The organism is Parasutterella secunda (genome assembly GCF_016901835.1).
Taxonomy (GTDB): Bacteria; Pseudomonadota; Gammaproteobacteria; order Burkholderiales; family Burkholderiaceae_F; genus Aphodousia; species Aphodousia faecavium.
This window is the reverse complement of record NZ_JACJKX010000014.1, coordinates 51,775-64,048: the sequence shown is the minus strand read 5'-3', so window position 1 is coordinate 64,048 and position 12,274 is coordinate 51,775. Positions and strand designations below refer to the sequence as shown.

6 protein-coding genes and 1 rRNA gene are annotated in these 12,274 nt (G+C 48.5%); 3 read left to right on the top strand and 4 right to left on the bottom strand.

Annotated elements, in window-relative coordinates; translation table 11 throughout:
- The 3 genes from rrf to lptG all read left to right on the top strand — a co-directional run.
- A 5S ribosomal RNA gene (gene rrf / locus H5985_RS09685) occupies nt 1-95 on the top strand; the annotation flags it as partial.
- Between the two features lie 147 nt (nt 96-242).
- Nucleotides 243-1,358, top strand: a complete 1,116-nt coding sequence (lptF, locus tag H5985_RS07715) for an LPS export ABC transporter permease LptF (protein ID WP_205050736.1) — start codon at nt 243-245, stop codon at nt 1,356-1,358.
- 3 nt (nt 1,359-1,361) lie between these two features.
- On the top strand, nt 1,362-2,489 hold the full coding sequence (gene lptG / locus H5985_RS07710; RefSeq protein WP_205050735.1) for an LPS export ABC transporter permease LptG: 1,128 nt from the start codon (nt 1,362-1,364) through the stop codon (nt 2,487-2,489).
- 144 nt (nt 2,490-2,633) lie between these two features.
- Here lptG and H5985_RS07705 read toward each other — a convergent pair whose 3' ends face one another.
- From H5985_RS07705 to uvrA, 4 genes are all read right to left on the bottom strand, one after another.
- Nucleotides 2,634-3,725 carry an ABC transporter ATP-binding protein gene (locus H5985_RS07705; protein ID WP_205050734.1) on the bottom strand — a complete coding sequence of 364 codons (1,092 nt, stop codon included), beginning with the start codon at nt 3,723-3,725 and terminating at the stop codon, nt 2,634-2,636.
- Nucleotides 3,726-3,728: 3 nt separating this feature from the next.
- Nucleotides 3,729-5,399 (bottom strand): ABC transporter permease, encoded by a 1,671-nt coding sequence (locus H5985_RS07700; RefSeq protein WP_239481705.1) that lies wholly within the window; start codon nt 5,397-5,399, stop codon nt 3,729-3,731.
- A 90-nt stretch (nt 5,400-5,489) separates the two neighbouring features.
- On the bottom strand, nt 5,490-6,479 hold the full coding sequence (locus H5985_RS07695) for an ABC transporter substrate-binding protein (protein ID WP_205050733.1): 990 nt from the start codon (nt 6,477-6,479) through the stop codon (nt 5,490-5,492).
- Between the two features lie 236 nt (nt 6,480-6,715).
- The gene (uvrA, locus tag H5985_RS07690; RefSeq protein ID WP_205050732.1) at nt 6,716-12,265 is read right to left on the bottom strand and encodes an excinuclease ABC subunit UvrA; all 5,550 of its coding nucleotides are present in this window, start codon (nt 12,263-12,265) and stop codon (nt 6,716-6,718) included.
- Nucleotides 12,266-12,274 lie beyond the last annotated feature (9 nt).

The following is a 12,274-nucleotide window of genomic DNA, read 5'->3' as shown; positions in this document are numbered from 1 at the left end:
GGTCCCACTCCTTCCCATTCCGAACAGGACAGTGAAACGCCTTAGCGCCGATGATAGTTGGTTGTATTTCCAGTGAAAGTAGGACATTGCCCGGCTCCCCATTCAAAAAAAGCCTCGAATCTTCTGATCTCGAGGCTTTTTTATTACGTATAGCTGGAATTGTTCCCTGTTATCTCGCAATCTGCGATAGAATTTACAGGTTCAAGCACCTTAGTGCCAGTGTTGTAGTGTAAGGGATCCGCATGATATTCAGACGTTCGCTCGTCTCAGAATTAGCCAATACGGCCGGAGCTGTTTTTACAGTGATTTTCTCGATTGTTATAACAATCGGGCTGGTTCGAATTTTAGGCATGGCCGCCGGTGGTCGTATTGATAGTGGTACGGTCATCGAAATGGTGGTCTATGAAGCACTCATTAATCTTGCGCCGCTTTTGGCTGTCTCCCTTTTTATTGCTGTTTTGATGACTTTGACTCGAAGTTGGTTAGACAGCGAGATGGTTGTTTGGTTTTCCTCGGGGGGCATCAGTCTTCTGTCCTGGATTCGCCCTGTTCTGCGATTCAGCATTCCCATCATTATTCTGATTACCGCTCTTACCTTTGTCATTTCGCCCTGGGCTCGTGGTCAGAGTGAAACAAATCGAGAGGTATGGTCTCAGCGCGATGATGTTGAACGTCTTTCTCCCGGTCGTTTTATTGAACTTGCCGGGGGGCGTCAGGTTCTCTTTGTTGAAGAAGTTTCTTCCGATGGTTTAACTGTCAAAAATGTGTTTCTGACGGAAACAGCCATTGATAGCGAAATGGTTTTGATGGCTAAAACAGGTGAAATCAAAACTAATGAAAGCGGGGATCGCTATGTGATTTTGCACGACGGTCGTCGCTATGAAGGTAAGCAAGGGGCATCGGACTATCGCGTGACAGAATTCAAAACCTATGGGATACGACTGGATGTCAAGCCTGAAAATGCCATCAAATTACGAGACGTCGATACCCAACCTTTACCGCTATTGATCAGTCGACTGGATAATCGAGAAGCTCAAAGTGAATTACTATGGCGGGTTTGCTGGCCGATTGCTGCTTTCAATTTAATTTTAATTGCCATTCCTCTCTCGTTTACGAATCCTCGTGCCGGTCGTAGTTTGAATATGGTGGTGGCATTGCTGCTCTTTGTTTTATATCTGAACGGTATCAGTGTGGCCTGTACTTGGGTTGAACAAGGGACGATGGGACCTGTTCGCGCAGGAATTATTCTCAACGGTGCATTTGCTGCGTTAGCTGTCGTACTCTTTTTAAGACGAACGATCATGCAGCGTTGGGTTCCGGTCTGGTTGACCATTGGCTATTGGCGGACAAGGAGCTAAATCATGATGGTCATTACCCGGTATTTAACCAAAGAAATTTTGCAAGCGACGGGTTTTGTCCTGCTTGCTTTGGTTGCGCTTTTCGCGTTTTTTGACCTTGTCGGTCAGTTGGGACGAATCGGCAGTCGCTACGGATTACTCGACGCATTCATTATTACTGGCTTGAGTCTGCCCATGCGCATCTATGAAGTGATGCCGATTGCTGCACTTCTCGGCACCGTGTTTGTGATGAGTCAGTGGGCTTCACGTTCAGAATTTACGATTTTGCGTGTGGCAGGCCTCTCGCCTGTGCGCTTGGCCGGGATGCTTATGGTTCCGGGTATCCTTTTGGTGGCTTTTACGTATGTTTTCGGTGAATTCGTAGCACCCTCATCTGACACCTATGCTCGCGAATATCGAGCCACTATTCAGCACACGACGATGAATATTCGGGGCTCCGATACCGGTGCTTGGGTTCGTGAAACCATTGATTCTCCCGATGGACCTCAGGTTCGGTATATCAATATTCAAAAAATGACGCCGTTGGAAGAAGCTATCGATTGGCGCATTTATGACTTTGATGCCAAACAACGACTCACACGGGTGATTGCTGCGCAATCGGGCAATTACGTGAATCATCAAGGTTGGTTATTGCATAAAGCGGTCAATACTTCTTTACCGCTATTGGAAAATCTCGAGCAAACTCCGATTATCGATCGAGTGATGATCAGTAAACCTCAACGAATGATGTTTAGGTCTGAGATTGACCCGAGTATTTTCGGTGTGATGATGCTAAAGCCGGAAAACATGTCTATGCGTGCACTTTCCCGCTATGTCACTCACTTGGAACAAAGCCGACAACAGTCAGCCCGCTATGAGATTGCGCTCTGGAATAAAGCGTTTTACCCCATCGCCATTCTTGTCATGATTGCTTTGGCCATGCCCTTTGCTTATATGAATCGTCGCTCCGGTGGCGTGAGTATTAAGATTTTCGCGGGCGTCATGATCGGTCTTGCTTTCTACACGATCAACAATCTGTTCTCCTATGTCGGTATGCTCAATACCTGGCCGCCTCTTGTTGTAGCCATGGTGCCAACGGCCTGTATGCTGGTATTGGCCATGATCGGTATGTGGTTTGTTGAAAGACGCTAAGAAAGATTTACTTCTCGAAAAGGTCCGCTTCGGCGGACTTTTTCAATGTAAGTGCTTAGGCAATTTGTGATAGAAAAGAGCCGATACAGGCAATGATGCCAGTATCGGCTGCGAATCAGAAAGCAAAAGTCATTTTCAGTTTTTTTATCCCTTGATTAGCACTCCTGCCTGAGGATTAAAAGAGACATTGACCGAGGTGTCGATGTCAATAATTTCTGTGCCAGGCAAGAAAGGTACAGACATACTGAAGGTTTTTTCCTGTTTGCTTCCCTCTAACACGACGTGATAGTCAATTCGGTCACCTTCAAAAAGTCGATTAACAATGCGCATTTCAATGCCATTGTCTTTTTCGTTCATACGCAGGTTCTCCGGTCGAACGACCAACAAAGCCTCTTCACCGACAGCAGGCGGATTTTGCTGACCCATGCGGGCGCGAAGCATTTGTCCGTCGACAACAAAATGCCCTAACCCCTGCTCATCAACACTTTGCAGTTTTCCGCGAATCAAATTGGCCTGTCCGATAAAGTCCGCCACGAACGGCGTAGCGGGGTCTTCGTAAAGTTTCATCGGAGTACCCAATTGATCAATGTGGCCACGATTCATCACCATAATACGGTCAGACATCGTGAGTGCTTCTTTTTGGTCGTGCGTGACGTAAAGACACGTAATGCCTATATCTTTCTGGATACGGCGAATTTCCGTGCGCATATGAAGACGGAGTTTTGCATCAAGGTTTGAAAGCGGTTCATCCATGAGCAAAAGCTTGGGTCGCAGCACCAATACGCGAGCCAGGGCAACGCGCTGCTGTTGTCCGCCTGACAATTGATTCGGATAGCGTTGCTCTTCTTTACTCAAACCCACCATGTCCAACGCTTCACGCACTTTTTTAGCAGCACTTGCTCCGGTTTCCCCCCGTATTTTGAGACCATAGGCGACATTGTCGAAGATCTTCATATGAGGGAAAAGAGCATAGTTTTGGAACACAAAGCCTAGGCCGCGCTCATTGGCCGGAACATGCGTGATGTCCACGCCGTCCATAAGGATCTGACCGCTTGTCGGGGTTTCAAAACCGGCGATCATACGCAGAGTGGTTGTTTTGCCGCAACCCGAGGGACCCAGGAAGGTTAAAAACTCTCCGGGATTGACCTCAAGGTTAACATTATTGACCGCCATGAACTCTTCATTGTCCTTGACGTAGCGACGAGAGATATTTTTTAAAGTAAGTGATACAGACATGATTTAGTGGGCTCCAATATTGTCGCCGTTACGGCAAAGTACTTTCGCAAGCAGGGTCATAGCGCCCGAAGCTGCAAAAACCAGCAGAATCAAAATCACTGAGAACGCACAAGCCTGAGCAAACTGCAACTCGGTCATGCACTCAAGAATACGTGTTGTAATCAGCGTCCAGTTAACCGATACGAGGAAAATGGTGGCACTGATAGCGGTCATAGAGTGAATGAACAAATACTTCATACCTGCCAGGATGGCCGGCAGCACGAGCGGGATCGTAATTGAAATAAAGGTACGAGCAGATCCGGCCCCCAGGCTTCGGCTTGCTTCCTCGATTGAGGGATCTATCTGTGTCAAAGCGGCAATCACATTGCGAATACCGGCAGACGAGTACCTAAAGAGATAGGCAGCAATCAAGATGTAGATAGTCCCTGTTAGAACGATCGGTTTGTCGTTAAAGGCAATGATGTAAGCGATACCGACCACAGTACCCGGCAGCGTGTAGTTTAAAAGTGAAACAGTTTCAAGGGTCTTGTGTCCGCGAATCTTAAGGCGCGTTGTGACATAGCCTACCAGGACTGCAAGTAAACCGCCCAAAGGCGTACCGATACAGGCAATGATCAACGTATCTTTAATTGCCTTCATGCCATGCGTGAGCACGTAGTGGTAGTTATCAAACGTGATTGTATTGTTGACGCCCCAGACTTTCACAAGCGAGCCCACCAGGATCACTGCGTAGATGGCAATGATAAACGCAATCACAATTGCGACTACGCTACCCATGATAGTTGTTAAGGCAAGTCCCGGTCCTTTGATACTGCTCTTGCCGCCAGCTTTACCGCTCACCGTGACGAAACTCTTCTTACTCACCCAATAGTGCTGAAGCGCATAGACCACCAAAGCAGGAATGAGCAGCATGAAGGAAAGCGCCGCACCGCCCTTGAAGTCATACATACCGGTAATTTGCAGATAGGCTTGCGTCGGCAGCACGGGGAAAGAGTGACCGCCCAACACCTGAGGCGTTGCAAAGTCTGCCAAAGAGCAGGAAAAAACCAAAAGGAAGGCATTGGCAATACCCGGCGCTGCCAGAGGTAATGTGACGGTTCTGAAAACTTCCGAACTTGAAGCGCCCAATGAATTGGCGGCATCTTCCAGGTTTGGGTCAATACGCGCCAAAATCGTAGAAATCGTCATAAAAGCTACGGGGAAGAACGTCAGTGTTTCTGAAATAAATGTTCCCCAAAAACCGTAAAAATTGAAATTATCCAACCCAAAAAATTGCAACACCATGCCGTTGGGGCCCAGTAAAAGAGTAAGAGCAATACTGCTTGTAAAGGGCGGAGAAATCAGGGGCAGAATCGTAATTGCACTTAAAGCGAATTTAAGCCACGTCGGCAGATTTAGGCGTGTGGTGACAAAAGCAAAAATAAAGCCCAGTGCTGTGCCGGCTAAGCCAACTGAGCAACCCAGAAGGATACTGTTGACAGCAGAACGTCTGTCATACCAGTTATCCAGGAAGGGACGCAGGTTTTCAAAAGTAAAGTTGCCATCGACCCAGAAAGTCATGGCGAATAAGCGACATAGAGGATAAAGGACAAAGACGCCCAGCAAAAGCCAGAGCATGACGACTGTCAGTCGCGTGACCATGTCCTTATTTGTAGAGCATGCGGACGAACTCATGGAGAAAGAACCGACAAAAAATACATATGCCGGAAATAGGATCAAAATATTCTGACCCTATTTCCGGTGTTTAAGCGTCAATGCGTGAAATTACTTGATCACTTCATTGATCCAGCGTTGGGTGAATTCTTTACGCTTTTCACCCTTCCAGGTCACATCCACAGAGATCGTCTTAATCTTGGTGAGATCTAAGATGGGATTACTGGTCTTCACGTCGTTGCGTGTCGGCACGTAGTTGATCTTATTGGCAACGATAAATTCAGCAAATTTCTTTGACGTTGCCCAGTCCACAAACTGCTTTGCTTCAGCGTTGTTCTTGCCGCCCTTAACAACCCCCGTGGCTTCAATGCCGAAGCTCACACCGTCTTCAGGATAGGTGATCGTTACAGGATAGCCTTGCTGTTGGATATCCAAAGCGTCCACAATGTAGAAAATACCGGCTGCACACTGACCGGTGGCAATCGGCATGGCACCGCCTGCACCGCTCTTGGTGTACATCTGTACGTTGGCATTCATCTGCTTTTGGAACTTAAAGGCTTCGTCTTCACCCATGACTTTCACGAGCGAATAGATGCGTTCGGTAGCCGTACCAGATGTGCGGGCGTCGGCCATTTGCAGGTTGTTCTTATAGCGGGGATCGAGCAAGTCAGCCCACTTGGTCGGGGCCTGCATCTTGTTCTTTTCCAGGAATTTGGTGTTGGTGAGGAAGCAAAGAGGAATTAAACCGATACCGGTCCAGTAGTTATTGGGATCGCGGTAGGCCGAGGAAATAGCATCGGAGTTGGCCGGGCGATAAGCTTCCAAAATACCTTCTTTAATACCTGCTGCGTACATATCGGCCGGTCCGCCCAACAGAACGTCAACTTGAGGATTACCTTTTTCAGCCGTTAATCTTGCCAATGCTTCACCCGTAGAGAAGCGAAGGAAGTTCACCTTAATCCCCGTATCCTTGGTGAATTGAGCAAAGATTTGGGACGCATACTTCTCAGGCATGATGGTGTAGGCATTAAGTTCAGCAGCGTTTGCCGAAACAGAAAGCACAACCAACCCTGCCAGAAGCGCAGAGAGTTTCTTAGACATAATCGATCCTCGAAGTTTTCGTTTTATTGATCAGAGCACAAGCACGATCTAACATAGATCCGGCACTAAAAATAGAAGCACCGCATCAAACACAGACCATACTTAATTCAACATTTTATCAACGAAAAGAGAACGCGATTTGAATATTTTCCCTAGTTTTGCGATTTCAAAGGATTGAAAAAATCTATAGTCCACTATAGAAAAATTCCATAGCGAACTATAGGATTTTCCTTATTCTATTCAGACTGTTTTTTGATTTTGTCGTGTTCACGCTTAAAAGCTACCAAAGCTTGAGCTGTATGTGAGTTGGTTTTCATCACCTCTGATGGTGCCCCGCTTGCAACGACATCGCCTCCATTGACGCCGCCTTCTGGCCCCATGTCAATGATCCAATCGGCCTGAGCCATAATGTCGAGATTGTGTTCAATCACAATCACAGTATTGCCGGCATCTACGAGCCTGTGGAGTACGGCAATCAGCTTTTCGACGTCGGCCATATGCAGTCCGACCGTGGGCTCGTCCAACACATAAACGGTTTTGGGAACTTTGTAGCCTCGACGCTTAATATCGTCACGAGCCTTGATCAGTTCGGTAACAAGTTTGATGCGTTGCGCTTCACCCCCGGAGAGAGTCGGCGAGGGTTGCCCCAAACTGAGGTAGCCCAACCCCACATCCTGCATGAGTTTGAGCGCATGGGCAATGGAGGGTTGAGTGCTGAAAAAGTCAACCGCTTCATCGACATCCATCGCGAGAATCTGACCGATGGACTTGCCTTTCCAGAGTACTTCAAGCGTTTGGGTGTTGTACCTGAGACCGCCGCAGGCTTCGCAAGGAATTTTCACGTCCGGCAGGAAATTCATTTCAATAGTCCGAACGCCTTGCCCTTCGCAAAGTTCGCACCGACCACCTTTCATATTGAACGAAAACCGTGAAATGCCATAGCCTCTGGCCTGCGCTTCATTGGTGCCGGCAAAAACTTTGCGGATAGCATCTAAAAATCCGATATAGGTAGAAGGACAGGAACGAGGTGTTTTTCCGATCGGTGTTTGGTCCACTTCAAGCACCCGGTCCACCAGCTCAAACCCTTCAATTGCTTTGCAAAGCGTCCCTTGATAAGGCTTTTTCGCAGACAGCGTTTCGCTCAGTACGGGCATGAGCACCCCGCGGGCAAAACTGCTTTTGCCGGAGCCCGAAACCCCGGTGAGCACGGTAAGGCGGCCAATCGGAATACGGATTTCGTGGGCTTTAAGGTTATTGAGTCTGGGCTTTTTAATGGTGAGCCACTGAGTGTCACTGTCGACAGCCCGTTTGGGAATAAAGGTGTGCTCAATGGGCTTTAAAAGGTAATGCCCGGTTAAAGAACGTTTATTTTTCATAATGTCTTTAACGGTGCCCGTGGCGATGATTTCGCCGCCTCTCACGCCGGCTCCGGGACCGACGTCAATGACATAGTCGGCTTCGCGAATCGTATCCTCATCGTGTTCAACTACTAAAAGCGTATTGCCTTTTTTCACGAGTGCTTTCAGAGAATCCAAAAGCAGACGATTGTCCCTCGGGTGTAGGCCGATCGTCGGTTCATCGAGAATGTAGCACACGCCCTGAAGGTTGCTGCCCAATTGTGAAGCCAGACGAATGCGCTGCGCTTCGCCCCCCGATAGGCTGGGCGAGGATCGATCAAGCGTTAAGTAGCCTAAGCCCACTTTTTCTAAAAATTGAAGACGCAAGCGGATTTCCTTGAGTGCATCTTCGGCAATATCGGCTTCGCGCCCGGTGAGTTTAAGGGTTTTAAAAAAGGCCGAGGCTTCCGTTACCGTCATGTGCGCCATCTGTGCGATATTGAGTCCCGCAAAGCGAACGGCTCTGGCCACTTCATTTAAGCGTTCACCGTGGCAAGTCGGACAGGGTTCGCTTTGAGCATCGGCCCAAATACGCTCTTCTCCGGTGGCCGTTTCATCAAAGCCCTCGATTAAAAGGCCGGTGCCAAAACACGTCGGACACCACCCCATGGAGGAGTTATAGGAGAAAAGTCGGGGATCGAGTTCCGGGAAACTGCGGCCACACACCGGACAGGCCCGATGAGTTGAGAAAATGGTTTCACAATTTTCCTCATCTAAAACGATAACGACCCCCTTACCGATCGTAATGGCTTCCTGCAGCACCCGCTTAAGTGTCTTTTCGTCATCAACCCTGACATCAATTTGAGCCACAGGTAATTCAATTGTATGGTCTTTGTAGCGGGCAAGTTTCGGGAATTTTTCCGTGCTTACAAATTTCCCGTCCACATAAAGCTGAGAGTAACCCTTTTTGTTTGCCCATTTTGCCAGATCCGTGTAAATGCCTTTGCGCTTACTGACAAGGGGGGCCATGACGTGCACGCTTTGACCCTTGTAGCGGCTCATCACGGTTGACACAATGGCGGGGAAGGACTTGGGTTCTACTTCAACGTTGCAGTCCGGACAGTACTGGTGACCGAGTTTCACAAAGATAAGACGCATGAAGTGGTAAAGCTCAGTCATCGTTGCAACCGTGGATTTGCGTCCGCCGCGTGAGGTGCGCTGTTCAATGGCTACAGTGGGCGCAATGCCGGTAATGGAATCTACATTGGGTTTACTGGCCGGTTGCACAATTGAGCGTGCATAAGCATTTAAAGATTCCAAATAGCGGCGCTGACCTTCTTTAAACACAATGTCAAAGGCCAAAGTCGATTTGCCCGAGCCCGAGGCGCCCGTCACGACCGTAAATCGGTCATGCGGAATGTCGACAGAAATATTTTTTAAGTTGTGTTCCTTTGCACCTTTAATGGCGATGGCATTGTCAAGCGGTATAACGGCAACGCTTTCGTCAGGGCTGCCGGCTGCGTCTTTTGTAAAGTAGCGGGAAGTGTTGTCACCCGAGAGCGTCTTTTGATATGTTTGAAGTGCTTGACCGGTGTAAGAACGCTCAGTTTTTACTAACTCTTGAAGCGTGCCCTGGACAACAACCTCGCCGCCTGCGTCACCGCCTTGCGGTCCCAAATCAATCACCCAATCGGCACAATTGATGACATCGAGGTTGTGCTCGATGACAATCGCAGTATTGCCTCGGTCGATCAGTTCCTGAAGCGAGTGCATGAGTTTGTCGATGTCATCGAAGTGAAGACCGGTTGTGGGTTCGTCAAAAATGAAAAGGTCGTTTTTACTGGCTTGAGAATTCTTTTGAGCCAAAAAGCCCGCAATCTTCAAGCGTTGCGCTTCTCCGCCCGAAAGGGTGGGAACAGGTTGACCGAGCTTAATGTAGTCTAAGCCCACTTTGCGCAGGGGTTCGAGTTTGGAGACTACGGCTGAGTCATTTCTAAAGTACTCACAGGCTTCTGAAACAGAAAGATCGAGCACTTGAGCAATGTTGAGCGACTTACCCTCCCGTTCAATTGTAATTTCCAGAATTTCCGGGCGATAACGGGTGCCGTTACAGGCCGAGCAGCGTAAATAGACGTCCGAGAGAAACTGCATTTCTATGTGCTCAAAACCGTTTCCGCCGCACACCGGGCAGCGCCCGTCGCCGGAATTAAAGCTGAAGGTGCCGGCTTTGTATTCACGGGCTTTTGCGGCATCCGTTTGAGCAAAAAGATTGCGGATCGCATCAAATGCGCCCACGTAGCTTGCCGGGTTGGAACGCGTGGTCTTGCCGATAGGGGATTGGTCTACGTAGTGAATGTTCTCTACAAGATCGGCTCCCTTTAAAGATTCAAAATGACCGGGAGATTCAGTAGGCATTCCTTTGGCTTTGTAAAGAGCCGGTACAAGGATATTTTCAATGAGCGTGGACTTGCCGGAGCCGGAGACACCGGTGACAACCGAAAGAGCGCCTATCGGAAAGCGTACGCAAATGTTTTTGAGGTTATGTTCACGGGCACCCTTTAATTCAATAGCAGGCGTTTTTTTCGTGAGCTTTCTCTGACTTTTCCGGCTGCTTACCTTTTCTTTGCCCGATAGGTAACGGGCCGTGAGCGTATCGGCTTTGAGAATTTCAGCCGGTGTTCCTTTAAAAATAATTTCGCCGCCCTTTTCTCCGGGACCGGGTCCCATATCAAAGAGCGTGTCGGCTGCAAGCATCACCTGAGGGTCGTGCTCCACGACAACTAAGGTGTTGCCTGAATTTTTGAGTTTTTGCATCACCCGATTGATGCGGTCCATGTCACGGGGATGCAAGCCGATAGAAGGCTCATCGAGCACAAAAAGCGTGTTGACAAGCGAGGTACCCAAAGCTGTTGTGAGATTGACACGCTGCACTTCGCCGCCTGAAAGGGTACGGCTTTGACGCTCAAGCGTTAAGTAGCCGACTCCCACGTCGACAAGATAATGCAGTCGAGTCAGAATTTCTTCGACAACCATTTTGCCTGCGTCATCCATGGGTTCTTTTTCAATGACTTCGAAAAAGCTCAGCAGTCTGGATAGAGGCAAGCGCATGAGGTCATATAAGTTGAGTCCCGGCAGCGCGTTAAGGACATCGTCTGAATACGCACAAACAGAGGGCTTATGGCGCTTAAATTCAAGTCCTTGAGTAGCCGCTTGCGCGGCCTCTATTGAACCCACTCGCCACAAAAGCGCTTCGGGTTTAAGCCGTGCTCCGTGGCAGTCCGGGCACTCCTGATAATTTCTGTAGCGAGATAAAAGCACCCTGACATGCATTTTGTAGGCTTTGCTCTCAAGCCATTCAAAAAAGTGCTTGACGCCGTACCATTGACGAGTCCATTTTCCGCTCCAACCGGGCTCGCCTTCAATGACCCATTTTCTTTCTTTTTCGGTGAGATCCCGATAGGGAACATTTAAACGGATACCGTCACGCTTGGCGTAACGCTTCATGTCTTTGAGACACTCTTCGTTGGTTTTAGTATTCCACGGTTTAATGGCACCGCCTTCAAGCGTTAAAGACTCATCGGGAATCACCAAAGAGTAGTCAACGCCGATCACTCTGCCGAATCCGCGGCAGGTTTCACAGGCACCTAACGGAGAATTGAAACTGAAAGTGGCGTCAGTCGGTTTTTGGTACTCAATGCCGCAGTCCGGGCACGATAAGCGGTTAGAGAAGGACCTGAGCTCTTCTTTTTCATCATCGGTTCTGGCAACGACTGTCAACTCACCTTTGCCGAACTTAAATGCATTTTCAAGGGCTTCAATCACGCGGCTTTTCTCTGCTTTTGAAAAGCGGAACCGGTCGGCAATGACTTCAAGAAAATGCGTGCTTTTAACAGTCTTTTCGCGATAAATTTTGGTAAAACCCTGCGCCATGAGCCCTTCGGTGACTTCCGCTGCTGTCATTTTTTCAGGAACGGTTACATCAAAGAGAATGAAAAGGCGCGGGTCAGAGAGCTCTTGAGTCCAAGTTTTTAAAGTTTCATAAACGTTTGCAGGGGTATCTGCACGAACGAGTTTGCCGCATCGGGCGCAGTAAAGTCGCGCTTCTCTTGCAAAAAAAAGTTTTAAATGATCGTTGATTTCCGTCATTGTCCCGACGGTTGAACGAGAGGTACGAACGGGATTGGTTTGGTCAATGGCAATGGCAGGCGGCACGCCTTCAATGCGCTCGACCTGAGGGCGATCCATACGGTCTAAAAATTGCCGGGCATAGGGGCTGAACGTTTCGACATAACGTCGCTGACCTTCAGCGTATAACGTGTCAAAGACAAGCGAACTTTTACCCGAACCGGACACACCGGTGACAACCGTGATTTTTCCGGTTTCAAATTCAACGTCAAGATTTTTTAAATTGTTTTGTCTTGCACCAAAAATTTTGATGTTCTTGTCCATTAACAAACC

Excerpts from the sequence above, each read along its gene's own strand:
- uvrA (WP_205050732.1), bottom strand. The coding sequence starts at position 12,265 with ATGGACAAGAACATCAAAATTTTTGGTGCAAGACAAAACAATTTAAAA.
- H5985_RS07705 (WP_205050734.1), bottom strand. The coding sequence starts at position 3,725 with ATGTCTGTATCACTTACTTTAAAAAATATCTCTCGTCGCTACGTCAAG.
- lptF (WP_205050736.1), top strand. The coding sequence starts at position 243 with ATGATATTCAGACGTTCGCTCGTCTCAGAATTAGCCAATACGGCCGGA.
- H5985_RS07700 (WP_239481705.1), bottom strand. The coding sequence starts at position 5,399 with ATGAGTTCGTCCGCATGCTCTACAAATAAGGACATGGTCACGCGACTG.
- lptG (WP_205050735.1), top strand. The coding sequence starts at position 1,362 with ATGATGGTCATTACCCGGTATTTAACCAAAGAAATTTTGCAAGCGACG.
- H5985_RS07695 (WP_205050733.1), bottom strand. The coding sequence starts at position 6,479 with ATGTCTAAGAAACTCTCTGCGCTTCTGGCAGGGTTGGTTGTGCTTTCT.